This is a genomic window from Deltaproteobacteria bacterium (assembly GCA_019308905.1).
GTDB lineage: Bacteria > Desulfobacterota > BSN033 > WVXP01 > WVXP01 > JAFDHF01.
On record JAFDHF010000045.1, the window covers coordinates 1 to 16,335 of the forward strand.

At 59.7% G+C, this 16,335-nt stretch carries 11 protein-coding genes; 9 read left to right on the forward strand and 2 right to left on the reverse strand.

The features are described 5' to 3' along the window. Positions 1-360 precede the first annotated feature (360 nt). The 7 genes from JRJ26_14075 (at position 361) to JRJ26_14105 (ending at position 10,267) form a co-directional block, all read left to right on the forward strand. The gene (locus JRJ26_14075; protein ID MBW2058617.1) at positions 361-1,719 is read left to right on the forward strand and encodes a TrpB-like pyridoxal phosphate-dependent enzyme; all 1,359 of its coding nucleotides are present in this window, start codon (positions 361-363) and stop codon (positions 1,717-1,719) included. A 110-nt stretch (positions 1,720-1,829) separates the two neighbouring features. Next, the gene (locus tag JRJ26_14080; GenBank protein MBW2058618.1) at positions 1,830-2,096 is read left to right on the forward strand and encodes a hypothetical protein; all 267 of its coding nucleotides are present in this window, start codon (positions 1,830-1,832) and stop codon (positions 2,094-2,096) included. A 333-nt stretch (positions 2,097-2,429) separates the two neighbouring features. Continuing rightward, positions 2,430-2,888, forward strand: a complete 459-nt coding sequence (locus JRJ26_14085; GenBank protein ID MBW2058619.1) for an NAD(P)H-dependent oxidoreductase subunit E — start codon at positions 2,430-2,432, stop codon at positions 2,886-2,888. After that, complete coding sequence (locus JRJ26_14090) at positions 2,857-4,755, forward strand: 4Fe-4S binding protein (GenBank protein MBW2058620.1); 1,899 nt, start codon at positions 2,857-2,859, stop codon at positions 4,753-4,755. The genes JRJ26_14085 and JRJ26_14090 overlap by 32 nt, the downstream gene beginning before the upstream one ends. Before the next feature lie 25 nt (positions 4,756-4,780). Beyond that, positions 4,781-6,088, forward strand: a complete 1,308-nt coding sequence (locus tag JRJ26_14095; protein MBW2058621.1) for a (2Fe-2S)-binding protein — start codon at positions 4,781-4,783, stop codon at positions 6,086-6,088. A 78-nt stretch (positions 6,089-6,166) separates the two neighbouring features. After that, complete coding sequence (locus JRJ26_14100; GenBank protein MBW2058622.1) at positions 6,167-9,673, forward strand: FAD-dependent oxidoreductase; 3,507 nt, start codon at positions 6,167-6,169, stop codon at positions 9,671-9,673. A gap of 9 nt (positions 9,674-9,682) precedes the next feature. Next, positions 9,683-10,267: an indolepyruvate oxidoreductase subunit beta gene (locus JRJ26_14105; protein MBW2058623.1), complete on the forward strand. Its 585-nt coding sequence runs from the start codon at positions 9,683-9,685 to the stop codon at positions 10,265-10,267. Here the strand turns inward: JRJ26_14105 and JRJ26_14110 are convergent. Then, positions 10,257-10,709 carry a GNAT family N-acetyltransferase gene (locus JRJ26_14110; protein ID MBW2058624.1) on the reverse strand — a complete coding sequence of 151 codons (453 nt, stop codon included), beginning with the start codon at positions 10,707-10,709 and terminating at the stop codon, positions 10,257-10,259. The genes JRJ26_14105 and JRJ26_14110 overlap by 11 nt on opposite strands. A 205-nt stretch (positions 10,710-10,914) precedes the next feature. On the opposite strand from JRJ26_14110, the gene ade reads away from it, so the two are divergent. Then, positions 10,915-12,648 (forward strand): adenine deaminase, encoded by a 1,734-nt coding sequence (gene ade / locus JRJ26_14115; GenBank protein ID MBW2058625.1) that lies wholly within the window; start codon positions 10,915-10,917, stop codon positions 12,646-12,648. On the opposite strand, the gene JRJ26_14120 is transcribed toward ade, so the two are convergent. Further along, a complete protein-coding gene (locus JRJ26_14120) occupies positions 12,624-13,196 on the reverse strand; it encodes an epoxyqueuosine reductase QueH (GenBank protein ID MBW2058626.1) in 573 nt (190 codons plus the stop codon). The genes ade and JRJ26_14120 overlap by 25 nt on opposite strands. A 238-nt stretch (positions 13,197-13,434) precedes the next feature. Here JRJ26_14120 and JRJ26_14125 point away from each other — a divergent pair, with 238 nt between their 5' ends. Then, on the forward strand, positions 13,435-16,266 hold the full coding sequence (locus tag JRJ26_14125) for a pyruvate, phosphate dikinase (GenBank protein ID MBW2058627.1): 2,832 nt from the start codon (positions 13,435-13,437) through the stop codon (positions 16,264-16,266). The last annotated feature ends 69 nt before the right edge of the window (positions 16,267-16,335 follow it).

Sequence of the window (16,335 nt, forward strand, 5' to 3'; positions counted from 1 at the left end):
TCAGCCACTAAATCCAACCTACTCCCCAATCCGAATCTCGCCTAGTCGAACATAACTTAGCCCTTTTCGGGGGCTTAACTATCCGCGCCGGCAAAAGTTACGGAATCGCTGCTCCAGGGGGAAAATCCTTGACAAACCGCCCGAATGGTGCTATGGACTAACCTGCCCTGTTTTGTCGACAGGCCTTTACATCTTCAATGAATTTCTATCAGGGAGGGAGGTGCGAGCCACCTGCAGAGCCGCTTCCAGCCCGACAGGGGGTGCAGCGGCACTGCCACGAGCAGGCCATGATTGTGTCCTGCTCAGGACCAGAGGAAAGGGTCGACCAGGAAACATCCCCAAAACAAAAAGGAGGACAAGATGGAAAGAGCCATGTACTTCCTCGATCAAAAAGATATGCCAACCCACTGGTACAACATCCAGGCCGACTTGCCGGAGCCATTGCCGCCGGTTCTTCATCCAGCCACCGGGAAGCCAGTCACTCCTGACGATCTAGCCCCACTCTTCCCAATGGAGCTGATCAAGCAGGAGGTGAGCACAGAGCGCTGGATCGAGATCCCCGAGGAACTCCAGGCTGTCTACCGCACGTGGAGGCCCACCGTGCTCCATCGGGCGTACAGGCTGGAAAAGGCTCTGGATACACCGGCCAAGATCTTTTACAAATACGAGGGGACAAACCAGGCCGGCAGCCACAAACCCAACACGGCCACAGCCCAGTGTTACTATAACATGAAGGAGGGTATCAGGCGGATAACGACTGAGACCGGCGCCGGACAGTGGGGCAGTGCCCTCAGCCTAGCCGGAGCGTTCTTCGGTGTGGAGATCAAAGTCTACATGGTCAGGATCAGCTACGACCAGAAGCCATACCGGCGCATCGCCATGGAGACCTGGGGGGCAACGTGCGTTCCCAGTCCCAGCAGGGAGACCAAGGCAGGGCGGGAAATGCTCGAAAAGTGGCCGGATTGCCCTGGCAGCCTGGGACTCGCCATCAGCGAGGCGGTCGAGGAGGCCGTGGGCCGGGACGATACCCACTACGCCCTTGGAAGCGTACTCAATCATGTTCTCCTCCACCAAACCATCATCGGCGAGGAGACCCGCAAGCAGATGGAAATGGCGGATGCCTATCCTGATATTATTGTCGGCAACATCGGGGGCGGATCGAACTTCGCCGGGCAGTTCCTGCCCTGGATAAGGGACAAGATCAGCGGGCAAAAGCCCGACCTCCGGATCATCTGTGTGGAGCCTGAGAGTTGTCCCACCATGACCAAGGGGATATACGCCTATGACTTCGGTGACTCGGCGGGAATGACCCCCCTGCTCAAGATGAATACCCTGGGCCACGGGTTCATTCCACCCCCCGTCCACGCGGGAGGACTGCGCTATCACGGCATGGCACCGATCATATGCCATCTCCATCAATTAGGCCTCATTGAAGCAGTGGCTGCCCATCAGACGGCCACCTTTGAGGCGGGGGTGAAGTTCGCCCGGACCGAAGGCATAATCACCGGGCCTGAGCCGTGTCACAATCTGAAAGTGGCCATAGACGAAGCCCTCAAGTGCAAGGAATCGGGCGAGGCAAAGACCATCCTGATCGCCCATAGCGGCCACGGTCACTTCGACCTTGCAGCCTACGATGCCTACCTGTCCGGCAAGCTGGTGGATTATTCCTATCCGGAGGAGGAGGTAAAAAAGGCCCAGGCCGACCTGCCCAAGGTCTGAGCCCCGGGACCGGTGGGAAAGACAATAGACGGCGTTGCTGGTGAGGGGGTACACCCGCAGGTTCCGAGCGGCTCTGTGGATGTCCTCCCCTCGCCGTGGAGGGGGCCAGGTTGATCGAAGAGCATGACGGGAAAGGGATTCGATGCCCGAGGTTGGGCGGAGAGGTGACCTTCAAGTTCTGCCGTACAATGAACGACCACCTCCCCTGCGGGTGGATTGCCAGGTGCTGGCGCGGGCAGCTGGACATAGAGAAGTTTCTGGCCGACCATTATTCACCTCAAGAGCTCGACCGAGTGTTCACCCCTCCGAAATCGAAGCTGGAGACCCTGGTGGAGCTCGTCGAAAAGGCAAAAAAGAGAGAGAAAGAGTCCCAGTGACACCCCCTGCCGGGTTCTCCCTCTGTTCGACCATTTCCAAGAAAGCCCCCGGGGGAGTTGAAACGGTCTCGGAACCAAGGCGTCTCCTTTCGGGGATTGGAGGCTCCGAGGGGCGTTCTCGGCAAGCTGCCGTAGGCTCTGGTCGATCATCCCTCTCGGCACAGAATCAGTGTAAAGTCGCGGTACTCCCTGTACAGGTTCACGCGGGCTGGGGATGGCCTTGCATTGTGGCCGATCGGAGTCGATCCGTCAGGCTCTCCCGCCCGTTCCCGGGTCCCGGCCGAGTGGAGGAGGAAGTGCTCCATGGCTGAAGGCCGGCACGGGGAGAAACCCATGGACGAGGTTTTGGACACGGTCTCGGAAATCATCGAGAGACACGGGTACAGGGATTCCTCCCTGCTCGCGGTCCTCCAGGAGATCCAGGAGGAGTTCAGATTCCTGCCACGAAAAGCCCTCCTCCAGGTGGCAAGGACTCTCGACATCCCCCTCACCAGAATCTACGGGGTCGCCACCTTTTACAAGGCTCTCAGCCTGGAGCCCCGGGGGAGGCACACCATCCGGGTCTGCCTGGGAACGGCATGCCATGTCCGGGGAGGGGCAAAGATCCTCGACTTTCTCGAGAACCGGCTCCATCTTCAGGGTGGGGGTACCACGAAGGATCTGAGGTTCTCTCTGGAATCCGTCAACTGCGTGGGGGCCTGTGCCCTGGGTCCGCTGGTCATCATAGACAATCACTATCACGGCAACGTCCGGCTCGGGGATGTGGAATCCATCCTTGAAGAGTACGGATAAAGACCATAAGGTGGACCGTCGAATACCGAGCATTTCGGCACTAAGGGCTTTCCGCCGGTCCCTTCAGCACTCCAGGGATCCGGCCAAGCCCTGCATAACCGTCTGTGGAGGAACCGGCTGCCTGGCCTCCGGGGCCCGCGAAGTTACAGGGGCCTTCCGGGAGGAGTTGAGAAAAGAAAACCTGGATCGGGAGGTCGCCCTCCGGGAAACGGGGTGTCACGGGTTCTGCGAGCGAGGCCCCCTGGTTGTAATTCGTCCTGAAGGCGTCTTCTACCAAGGGGTGCAACCCGGAGATGTCGCGGATATCGTCGCCAAGACCGTCAGGAAGGGGGAGATCATCGATCGTCTTCTCTATGTGGACCCGGTGACAGAGGAGAGAGTCCTGCACGAGAGGGATGTCCCCTTCTACAGTCTTCAGATGCGCCTTGTCTTCGGAAGCAACGGAGAGATCGATCCCACACGGATCGACGACTACATCGCCATCGGGGGGTACCAGGCCCTTGAGACGGTCCTCTCGGCCATGACCCAGGAGGAGGTCATCGACGCAATCAAGCGATCGGGCCTGAGAGGCCGCGGCGGGGGAGGATTCCCAACAGGGGAGAAATGGGATGCCTGCCGCCGGGCCCCGGGCAAAGAGCGGTTTGTCGTCTGCAACGCCGATGAAGGCGACCCTGGTGCCTACATGGACCGGTCTCTTCTCGAGGGAAATCCCCATGCCGTCATCGAGGGGATGCTCATCGGCGCCTACGCCATCGGGTCCGAGGAGGGCTATGTCTATGTCCGTCATGAATACCCCGTGGCCGTGGCCCACCTGATCCGTGCCATCGACCAGGCAAAGGCTTGCGGTCTTTTGGGCAAAGACATCCTGGGCTCCGGTCTGAACTTCACCCTCAGGGTGAACCAGGGAGGCGGCGCGTTTGTTTGCGGCGAGTCCACGGCCCTGATGGCATCCCTGGAGGGGAGGGCCGGAGAGCCCCGGGCCAAGTACGTCCACACTGTGGAGCGCGGCCTCTGGGACAGGCCGACTGACCTGAACAACGTGGAGACCTGGGCCAATGTGCCGGTCATCATCGCCCAGGGACCGGAAAAGTACTCCAGTGTCGGCACCGAGGGCTCGAAGGGGACAAAGATTTTCTCCCTCGTAGGAAAGATCAACAACACCGGCCTGGTTGAGGTACCCATGGGAACAACCCTCCGCCGGATCATATACGACATCGGCGGAGGGATTCCCGGGGGAAAGCGATTCAAAGCCGTGCAGACCGGAGGACCCTCTGGCGGCTGCATTCCCGGGCATCTCCTCGACCTCCCCGTGGATTTCGACCGGCTCCAGGAAGCAGGATCGATGATGGGTTCGGGCGGCATGATCGTCATGGATGAAGAGACCTGCATGGTAGATATGGCCAGGTACTTTGTCCGCTTCCTCGAGGGGGAATCCTGCGGCAAGTGCACGCCCTGCAGGGAGGGGCTCTACCAGATGGACCGAATTCTCACGGATATCTGTGAAGGAAAGGGGACGATGGGGGATATCGAGCTTCTGGAAGACCTGGCCTGGACCATGAGGGAAACCTCTCTGTGCGCCCTGGGGACGACTGCACCCAACCCGGTCCTGTCGACTATCCGTCACTTCAGGGAAGAGTACGAGGCCCACATCCGAGACAAGCGCTGTCCGGCAGGGGTGTGCAAGACTCTGATCACCTACACCATCGACCCGGAGCGCTGCACCGGCTGCGGTGCCTGTCTCAAGGTCTGCCCGGCCGATGCCATCTCAGGGGAGGCCAGGCACCCGCACCGGCTGGACAGGGAGCGCTGCGTCAAATGCGATGCCTGCCACCAGGTCTGCAGGTTCGAGGCTGTCTTGAAGCAATAGGTCGGCCTGTGAGAGGGACCCGGCGATGATCACTCTAACCATCGACGGAAAGAAGGTGAAAGCCGCAGAGTCGGCAACACTGCTGGACATCGCCAGGAAGATGTCCATCCCGATCCCCGCACTATGCTATCATCCGGACCTCACCCCTTACGGTTCGTGCAGGCTCTGCACCGTGGAGGTGAGAGACAAGGGGAGGGAATCCCGCCTGGTCACGGCCTGCAACTATCCCGCCAGGGAGGGAATCGAGGTAAGAACCCGTTCGAGAAGGGTCCTGCGTGCCAGACGGCTTCTGGTTGAGCTCCTCCTTGCCAGGTGCCCGCAGGTCCCTGTCATTCAAGAGCTTGCCCGTCGACTGGGGGTCGAGAAGAGCCGCTTTAGGACCGAAAACCGGGAAAACACCTGTGTCCTCTGCGGCCTCTGTGTCCGGGTCTGCCGGGAGATCATCGGAGCCGAGGCAATCGGTTTTTCCAACCGGGGTATCTCCAGAAGGGTCGGGGCCCCCTTCGGTATCGATACGGAGAACTGCCTGGCCTGTGGGGCTTGCGAGTACGTCTGCCCCACAGGGACAATGGAGATGGAGATCGACCGGACCAGAAAGATCAAACACTCCGCCACGGGGACGGTGCGGTCTTGCAAATATGTGAGACTGGGACTTCTCGACTTCATGATCTGCTCCAACGGCTATGAGTGCTGGCGGTGTGAAGTGGACCAGGCCATGGAGGATCGCTTCCACACCCATCCGGCCCTTGCCTTCAGACCGGCCGAACAGAGGCGTGCCTTCAGGCTCCATGGCTTCACCTTCCTCCCAGACCGGAGTTACAGCGCGTGGCACGTCTGGGCAAAACCGATGGGCAGGCTCATCCGACTGGGGTTGGATGACCTGGCCTCGACCTTTGCAGCTCGAGCGGATCGGATCGATCTCCCCGGGGCCGGCGATTCTTTGGAGAGGAACGGGCCTTTGGTCAGGATCGTTGTGGGGAAGAGAGAACTCACGATCCCCTCTCCCCTGGGCGGGAAGGTCTCCGCCGTGAATCACGACCTCAAGGAAGATCCCATGTTGGTCTGGAAGGCTCCTTACCACCGGGGATGGCTTGTCATGGTCGAACCGGGTCCTTCCGGGGATCTTTCAGGACTCCGTTCCGGAGCATCGGCCGCACCGTGGTTCGACGGCCAGGCCTCACGAATGGCGGTTTTTCTCATCCGAAAAACGGGGAAGACGACAGCCCGGGAGGAAGGGTCTTCTCAGAACTCCCTCTTCCAGGTCGGCCCGCTCGTCTCCCTCACCTCGGGGTGCCACTGGGAAGAGGTCGAGGAGATACTGTTTTCCGGCTGAGGGTTTCACCCCGTGGTGGCGGGAGTTCCTTCGGCCTTCATGGACCAGCAGACAACAAGGAGTGGAAAGAGGATTACCATGCCGGGGTCAGAGAAGAGAGTCCTTTTGGGGAACGAAGCCATCGCCAGGGGGATCGTGGAGAGTGGATGCCACTTCATGGCCTCCTACCCGGGAACTCCCAGTTCGGAAATCCTGCCCGGTGTGGTCCTCTTCAGCAGGGAGAACAATCTCGACACGTACATCGAATGGTCCACAAACGAAAAGGTGGCTTTTGAGAACGCCCTCGCCGCCTCCTACACTGGAAAGAGGGCCGCTGTGGCAATGAAGCAGGTAGGACTCAATGTGGCTACGGATCCCCTGATGAGCTCGGCCTACATAGGGACCATGGGCGGCTTCGTTATCATAAGCTGCGACGATCCAGGACCGCACTCCTCCCAGACAGAGCAAGATACACGCTTCATGGCCATGTTCGCAAAGATACCGGTCTTCGACCCGGCCAGTCCGAGAGACGCCCATGAGATGATGCCCCTGGCCTTTGAATTGTCGGAAAAATTCCAGATCCCCGTACTCTTCCGTCCGGTCACAAGGGTCTCCCACGCCAGGCAGACCATCCGGTTCAGGTCTATATCCAGGCTCGAAAGAAGGGCCCACTTCCAGCGGAATCCCCAAAGATGGAGCGCAACCCCGAGGTTTCGCTTTTTCCTTCACAGGCAACTCAACCTGAAGCTCAGGGAGATCGCCGGCGAGTTCGCTTCCATGGGATCCGTCAACTTTGTGGAACACGGCCGGGAGGACGCGCCTCTGGGTATCATTGCAGGGGGCATCTGTCATGCCATGGTCCGGGACATCCTACGCGAAATGTACCTCCAAGAGGAGATCCCCCTCCTCAAAATAGGGACGCCCTACCCCCTGCCCACCGGTACGGTGGAGGCATTCATCAGCCATTGCAGAAACGTCCTGATCCTGGAAGAAACCGAGCCGGTCATAGAACTGCAGATCCTGGACAAGTCGAAGCTCCGGGGGAGGCTCGACGGAACAGTCCCCGCCGAGGGGGAGATGACTCCTGACACGGTCAGCCGAATCCTCTCCGATCTCTGCCGAGGGCTCTCCATCCCCTTGCCGGACAGGCCCTCTCCAGGGGAACTGGAGCAGATCATCGGCGATCTCGGGCTCCCCCTTCGCAGGCCGTCCCTCTGCCCGGGTTGTCCTCACAGGGCGTCCTTCTACAGCCTGAAACGAGCCTTGCCGGAGGCCATCTTCACCAGTGACATCGGATGCTACACCCTTGGAATGAACATGGATGCCGTCGACACCTGCCACGACATGGGGGCGAGCATCACCTTTGCCAGCGGCCTCTACCATGCCTACAACCAGGATGGGCTCGATCCTCCCATCATTGCCACCATCGGGGATTCGACCTTCTACCACTCCGGCACTCAGGGACTGCTGAACGCCGTCTACAACGGTTCCCGCTTCATTCTGGTAGTTCTCGACAATTCCACCACCGCCATGACGGGAATGCAGCCTACCCCGGAGTCGGGCCTTACGGCCGACGGGCATCCCGGGACGGCCCTGTCCCTGGAAGAACTCGTCAAGGGGGCCGGTGTGAAGTATGTCCGACTGGTCAACCCTTACGATATGAAGGATCTCGTCAGGGAGACGCGGAGGGCCCGTCGATACACCAAACAGCCCGACGGAGGGGTGGCAGTCCTCATCGCCAGGTATCCCTGCATCACCCACCAGCCGGAGCAACTCAAGATCCGCCCCATAAAGGTCGACATCCGCCACCTGCCTCCACCGGACAAGGACATCCACCCCGTGGCAGGAGGCGCCGTACCCGAGGCTCTTCTGCCGGTCCATCGAGACAAGCCAGCCCCGTGCACGGCCGCCTGTCCCCTCCAGGTCGATGCCAGGGGATACATTGCCCTCATCTCTAAAGGAAGATTCGATGAAGCCCTGGCTCTGGTCCGTGAAAAGAATCCCTTCCCCGGCATCACGGGAAGACTCTGCGCCCGCCCCTGTGAGAAGATCTGCCGCAGAAGAGCGGTGGACCAGCCGATCGCCATCGATCTTCTGAAGCGGTTTCTCGCCGACAGGGAAGGCGCCGCCGCACCCCGCTTCCGTCCGGGCCCCAAGAGAAATGAGAAAGTCGCCATCGTGGGTTCGGGTCCTGCCGGCCTGATGGCAGCCTTTGATCTGAGACGGGAGGGGTACGGGGTGACGATCTTCGAGGCCCTCCCGGTCGCCGGAGGGACCATGGCCGTGGGTACAGGCCGGTTTCGACTCCCCCAAGGCGTGTTGGACCGGGAGATTGAGATCGTCCGCAACCTCGGGGCCGAGATTCGTCTGAACACACCCGTCGGAGACGGGGTTGCCCTGAAAGACCTCAGGACCCGGGGTTACGAGGCTGTCCTTCTCGCCCTGGGGGCTCACAGGGCGGACGGTCCGGGTCTTCCCGGCTCCGAGGCTGAAGGCGTCATCGATTCACTGGCCTTCCTGAAGCGGGTCGCCCTGAAGGAGACGGCCCCCGTGGGATCAAGGGTCGTTGTGATCGGCGGAACCGACCGGGCCCTCGATGCAGCGCGAACCGCCCTCCGATTGGGGGCAAGGGAGGTCACGATCCTCTACAACCGTTCAAGAAGGGAACTACCCGCCCAGGAGTCGGAGATCATCCAAGCCGAGAAAGAGGGTGTAAGGTTTCGTTTTCTCTCGGTTCCGACGAGGATAGCCACCTCGGGTGGTAGGGCCAGAGGGGTGAGTTTCAAGACCGCTGTTCTCGGGAAGCCCACCAGCCTGGGCAGGACGAGGATCGTCTCCACTAGAGGTGCGGAAAGAACGCTGAGAGCCGACCTCGTCATCACTTCTCCAGCATATGTCCCGGATCTTTCCGGTCTCGAGGAGACAGTTGCCCTCACCTCCTGGAAAACGATCCATGTGGACCCGGTCACACTGGCCACAACGGCAGAAGGGATCTTCGCGGCCGGAGATGGGGTGACGGGCCCGAAGAACCTCATCGACGCTCTGGCCGGCGGCAGAAAGGCCGCTCTCTCGATCGTTCGATACCTGAGAGGCGAGGATATGGCGAAGGGTCGCGAGATGGAGGGCCGCCGCATGAAGTTCGCGTCGGCCAGGATCGACCAGGTGGAAAAAGGGCGGAGAATCGAGGAACCCACCCTGGCCGTGGAAGCACGGGCCGGCAACTTCCAGGAGGTTCTGCTCCTGCCAGGCGAGGAGGCGATCATCGAGGAAGCCAGGCGCTGTCTTCACTGCGGGGCCTGTTTTCACTGCGACACATGCCTGATCCAATGCCCGGAGCAAGCCATATCCAAGACCGAAGAGGGCTATACCGTCGACTACGACAAATGCACGGCCTGCCGGGTATGTTTCCTCGAGTGCCCGACCTCTGCCATCGACATGCCTGCAGTCGGTGCCTGTGTGGGTTGTGGGTACTGTTTGAAGCGCTTCGAATGTCCTTCCCTGGTCCTTGGAAGAGAGGGGCAGGTGGAGATCGACCGCTCGACCTGCGTGGATTGCGGTCTCTGCATCGAAGTGTGCGGCCAGGAGGCGATCGTGCCCATTGGTTGAGGGTCACCTATGCGAATCCAGATGATAATCTCAGGTGTGGGAGGACAGGGCGTGCTCTTTGCCACACGGATCTTCTCGGTCATGGCCATGACCGAAGGGAATGATCTCATCGGCTCGGAGACCCACGGAATGAGTCAGCGGGGGGGATCGGTCATTACGCATCTCAAAATCGGTGACTTTGAGAGTCCCCTGGTCGAGAGAGGCAGGGCCGACGTTCTTCTCTGCCTCGAGAAGAGCGAGGCCTACCGGGCCTTGCCCTACATAAGGCAGCGAACCAGAGACAGAGACGGGGGGATCTGCTTTGTCAACGCCCCGGCGGCGGATTTCCTGGACGGACGGGTTTCCCGCTATCTCGAGGAGAAAGGAGTCGAGATCCCGGTATTCCCCGCAGGCGAACTCGCACGGGAGATGGGTTCTCCCAGATCGGCCAATATCGCCCTCATCGGTTTCGCCTCCGCCCATCCCAGGCTTCCCTTTTCTCCGGAAAGGCTCAGGTCGACCATCGGAGAGATCACACCTCCCGGGTTCAGAGAGATCAGCCTGAAAATCTTCGACAAGGCCCTCATGGAGGGCCGGAACACCTTCAGATCTTGAGCTCCAGATTGATCATGTCCCCTCGCGTGAACCCGGCCTTCTTGTAAAACTGGAGCAAATCCCAACTCGACCAGTTGACAAGGGTATGGATCGTCTCAACGCCCTGCTCCTTGAAACACCGGATCACCCGGTCCAGGAGAGCACTGGCCACACCCCTTCTCTGATAAGCCGGGTCGACGCCGATCGTGTCGACCCAGCCGACCGTATGGGATATCCGGAACTCCCGGCCGCTTATCTCTCCCAGGATGAACCCCACAATCCGGCCCTCAGCCTCGGCAACGAACCCCGTGCTGTCGGAGTTATCTCCCCGGAAACGGATCTTTCGCCGCCAGTAGTCGTATCGCTTCTCTCCAAGGACTTTTTCGTCGATGGCAACAACCGCTTCCAGATCGTCCTCTCTCATGGGCCTGATGCGGATCTCTTCAGAAACACTTTGAGGCATCTACTTCTCCCGGGCCGACTCACGAGTTTGTTCCTTTTTTAACAAAGTGCCTCCCTTTTGTCAACTTTCCGTCTCGGGTCTTCCCAGTTCTGGCAGTGAAGCGGACCCACGCTTTCTGTAACATGGGCAGACTCGAGTCAGCGTTCCGTGTATTGATCCTCCAGGGGAACTCTGGTAAGAGTGTTACATCAACCGTGAGGATCCCATGAAGGCAAGCAGGACACCGACCGTAAGGGATCTGACCCAGAGGATCGCTGCAGCCGCAGGCCGGGTGCGAATCGACCTTCTCCTCAGGGGAGGAAAGATCGTCGACGTTTTCTCAGGGTGCCTCCGTGAGGGGGACGTGGCGATTCACCGGGGCCGAATAGTCGGGTTCGGACCATACAGAGCGCGGAGAGATATCGACGTCTCAGGCCATATCATCTCCCCGGGCTTCCTGGACGGCCACGTCCATATCGAGAGCAGCCTCGTCACCCCACCTGAATACGCAAGAGCCGTCGTTCCCCACGGAACAACGGCCGTCATCGCCGATCCTCACGAAATAGCCAACGTCCTCGGAGCCAGAGGCATCCGGTGGCTGGTCAGATCCGCCCGCAAGAGCCCACTCCGGGTTTTCGTAATGGTCCCCTCCTGCGTTCCCGCCACCCCACTTGAGACATCCGGCTCCTCTCTCTCTGACACCGAGATCCAGACCCTCATGGACAACCCCTGGGCTCTCGGCATAGGGGAGGTGATGGACTACCCCGGCGTCGTGGCCGGAGCACCTCCTGTCTTGAAGAAGCTCACCGTTTCGGCGGGAAAACGGATCGACGGCCATGCTCCCGGCCTCACCGGCAAGAGACTCTCTGCCTATGTCGCCGCGGGAATCACATCGGACCACGAATGTACGGCCATAGAGGAGGCCCGTGAAAAACTCGCCAATGGCATGATCATCATGATTCGCGAGGCATCCTCGGCCAGGAATCTCGCCGACCTGGTCCCCCTGGTGACAGGGGAGAACTCCCGCAGGTTCGTACTGGTCTCCGACGACCGGCATCCCCACGATCTTGTCCGTGAGGGCCACATGGACGGAATCCTTGCAAAGGCGGTCCGCCTGGGCCTCGATCCGATCACGGCCATACGGATGGCAACCCTCAATCCGGCAGAGTACTTCGGGCTCCACGACATGGGCGGTATCGCCCCTGGATATCTGGCCGATCTTGTAGTCCTCGAGAACCTCGAGGATTTCCAGGTGCGATGGGTCATCCACGGGGGGGAGCCGATCGTGGAAAACGGCATGGTACGACAGGAGGCATTCCCCTCCAAGCTCCCTCCCCTCGCAAATTCCGTTCACCTCTCGAGGGTGAAACCCGAGGACCTGCGGCTCAAAGCCCGCTCAAAGAGGGTGAGGGTAATTGAGATCGTACCTGATCAGATCGTCACCGGAGGATCGATAGAATCGGTCCCGGTGACAGGGGGCTTTGCTCTGGCTGACCCTGAAAGGGATCTTCTGAAAATCGCCGTCCTAGAAAGACACCACCGGTCCGGCAGGATGGGTAGGGGATTCGTAAGGGGTTTCGGCCTGAAGCAGGGAGCCATAGGATCTTCCGTGTCCCATGACTCCCACAATGTCATCGTCGTGGGAGCGGACGACGGGGACATGGCCCTGGCCGTAAACGAGATCCGGCGGATGAAGGGAGGCATGGTGGCTACGGCCGAGGGCCGCGTATTGGACGCCCTCCCCCTTCCCCTTGCCGGGCTTCTCTCCGATCTGCCCGTGGAAAGGGTGGAAGACAAGCTCATCCGCCTCCAGGCCGAGGCCGCCCGTCTGGGATCCACGCTGGCAAACCCCTTCATGACCCTCTCCTTCATGGCTCTCCCCGTGATTCCCCGCCTCAAGATGACCGACAGAGGGCTGGTGGACGTCGAGGCCTTTCAGATCATCGATGTCTTTGTCTGACGCCTGCCCCTCCCGAGGTACCTCTCCTTCTCGCTGTAGATACACCCGCAGTACTCCTGGCGGTAGAGGCCGATTCGCTTCGACTCCTCGATCCCTTCCCTCCATCCAACACGAAAGTCCTCGTAAGCAAAAGGGATCCCGAATCTCCTGGCCGCGCTCTCTCCTATCTCTCTGATCAATTCGTGCTTCTGCTGCTTGCTGTAGAGAAGGGTGGTAGTGAAGCCGCCGAAACGCCCTTTCTTGGCCATCTTGGCCGTCGCCTCGAGACGCCGGTTATAGCAGTAGGCACAGCGGTTCTCCTCGCGGAAAACCACGTCTCTTATGAAACCCTCGACGTCATACTCGTCCCGGATGATGAGTCGCACCCCTTGAGATCGAAAAAACGCCTCGGCCGCCTCTCGCCGCCTCAGATATTCCTGAAAGGGGTGGATATTGGGGTTGTAGAAGAATCCAAAGACCTCGCTGTCGGCCTTCTTCAGCCGCCTGAGGGGGAAGATGGCACAATTGGCGCAACACACGTGAAGCAGAACCCTCCTCGTTTCCTCCATATCACCCTCCTCCCCATCAAAACGGAGATAGGCCTCGACCGCTCGTGACAAACAACCAAGGAAACCTATCGGATCGATGGTTTCCCTGTCAAGTCTGCTCTTGGGCGAGCGGGCGGGGGGATCCCAGGCCGGCGTGTCTCGAAGGGTGGCATAATTTTTCAGATGGTGTAGATTTTATTTTGTAATCTGATAGTATTTAGTCCCTGTGTATACTCTCGAGAGGATAAAGGAGTCTGTTATGGAGAAGATCAAATACGTCTACGATTTTGAAGAAGCCGACGGCAAGAACAAGCAGCTTTTCGGAGGCAAAGGAGCCGGTCTTGCCGAGATGACCCAGATCGGGCTTCCTGTTCCCCCCGGATTTGTCATCACCACGGAGGCCTGCCGCAAGTACTATGCGAACCGGAGGAGCCTCCCGGACGGCCTTATGGATGAAATAGTGGAGCATATGAGACGGCTTGAGGACAAGACCGGCAAGGGGTTCGGCGAACCTGACAACCCGCTTCTCGTGTCGGTTCGATCCGGAGCCGCCATGTCGATGCCCGGCATGATGGATACCATACTCAACCTTGGACTCAACGATCAGGTGGTCGAGGGACTCGCAAAGGCCACGGGAAACCGACGCTTCGCCTATGACTCCTACCGCCGATTCATTCAACTCTTCGGCAAGATAGCCCTCGGCGTAGAAGACAGCCGTTTTGACAGGATACTCGAAGAGGAAAAGAAGCGCCGGGGTGCCAGCTTCGACACCGACCTTGATACCGAGGCGCTCATCGAAATCTGCGAGATGTACAAGAAGGCCATAAGGGAGGACTCGGGCCAAGAATTCCCCCAGGATCCCTGGGTCCAACTCCGTATGGCCGTCGAAGCCGTCTTCCGTTCATGGATGGGCAAACGGGCCGTGGACTACCGGAGGGAGTTCAAGATCACTCCTGCCATGGCCAACGGAACCGCCGTCAACATCTGTACCATGGTCTTCGGCAACATGGGTAATGATTCGGCAACGGGGGTCAACTTCACGAGGGATCCGGGAACCGGCGAAAACGTGCTCTTCGGCGAATATCTCCCCAACGCACAGGGCGAGGATGTGGTGGCCGGCATAAGGACGCCGAAACCCATCTCCCAGATGAAACAGGAGATGCCCGAACAGTACAGAGAACTCGAAAGGATTCGTCACATTCTGGAGAAGCACTACCGCGAGGTTCAGGACTTCGAGTTTACCATAGAACGGGGTAAGCTTTACATGCTCCAGACCCGGAACGGAAAGATGAATGCCGCCGCGACCGTCAAGACATCCTGTGACATGGTGAGGGAGAAACTCCTTACAAAGGAGGAGGCCCTCCTTCGCATCAGCCCCGATCACCTGGAACAGCTCCTCCACCGCCGGATCGACCCGAAGGCCGAGGCGAGGCCCATCGCCCAGGGCATCGGTGCCTCTCCAGGTGCGGCCAGGGGCAAGGCGGTCTTTGATGCCGACCAGGCCGAGCGTCTCGGCCGGTTGGGCGAGGCTGTCATCCTGGTCCGCGAGGAGACAAAGCCGGAAGACATCCACGGGTTCTTCCAGGCGAGGGGCATACTGACGAGCCGGGGCGGCAAGACCTCCCATGCGGCCGTGGTGGCCCGGGGCATGGGCAAGCCCTGTGTAGTGGGCTGCGAGGATATCCAGATAGACGACAGGAACAAGGTCGCCGTGGTCAAGGACCATCACCTCCTTGAAGGCGACACCATCACCATCGACGGGGCTTCCGGGGCGATCTATATCGGCGAGGTCCCGACCGTGGACCCGGAGTTCGGCCCCGATTTGCGGGCAATCCTCAAATGGGCCGACGAGATCCGGGCCCTCGGGGTGAGGGCGAATGCGGACACACCCAAGGACGCTGCCAGGGCCAGGAGACTCGGAGCCGAGGGGATCGGCCTCTGCCGAACCGAAAGGATGTTCAACGCCCCGGACCGCCTCCCCATCGTCCGCGAAATGATTCTCGCCAATACTGCCAAGCAGAGACAGGAGGCAATAGACAAGCTCCTCCCCATGCAGAAAGGGGATTTCAAGAAGATCCTCAAGAGGATGCGAGGACTCCCCGTGACGATCCGCCTTCTTGATCCGCCTCTTCACGAGTTTCTCCCCTCCGTGGAATCTCTGGTTTGGGAGATCGAACGACTCAAGGACGTGCAGAGGAGCCTCAGGGAGATGGAGACTTTTCCGGATTCGGTCAAGGTGATCGTGGAGCCCTCTCTCCGGAAGTACATCCCCAAGATCGAACACGTGATGGAGGAACTCTCCGAGATAAGGGAGAGGGAACTTCTGGATGAACTGATCAAGAAGAAGGAGGAGATCCTCCAGAAGGTGCGTGAGACGGCAGAGGTCAACCCAATGCTCGGCAACCGGGGGGTACGCCTGGGTATCAAGTATCCCGAGATCTACAAGATGCAGATCAGGGCCATTCTGGAGGCCTCGGCGGAGTTGATCAAGGAAGGGGTCGACATCCACCCTGAGATCATGGTCCCCCAGGTCTGTACCGCCCAGGAATTGAAGCAGGTCCACAAGTGGCTGGTGGCTATCCAGAAATCCGTCGAAAAAGAGAGGGGAGTCTCTGTTCCGGTTCAGTTCGGAACAATGATCGAGGTGGTTCGAGCCTGTATGCGCGCCGGGCGGCTGGCCGAGGTGACCGATTTCTTCTCTTTCGGGACCAACGATCTCACCCAGGCCACCTTCTCCTTCTCGAGAGAGGATGCCGAGAACAAGTTCCTTCCTCTGTATAACGAGATGCAGATCCTCATGGACAACCCCTTCGAGGTCCTGGATATCAAGGGTGTGGGGCGGCTCATGAAAATCACCATGGAATGGGGCAAGAAGAGCAACCCCAATCTCAAGGTGGGCATCTGCGGCGAGCACGGAGGCAATCCGAGAAGCGTCGAGTTCTGCCATACCCTCGGGCTCACCTACGTGAGCTGTTCTCCTTACCGCGTCCCCATCGCCCGACTCGTGGCCGCTCAGGCCAAACTGAAGGAGATGAAGAGGGACAAGGCCGAATTGGAGGATCCTGACTACCCGTTCAATATCTTCTTCTAGGATCCGGGGAGGAATGCCGGCCGGGAGAGCCGGCAGTATCTCTTGCCGGGCAGGTTCGGCCCTCCACGA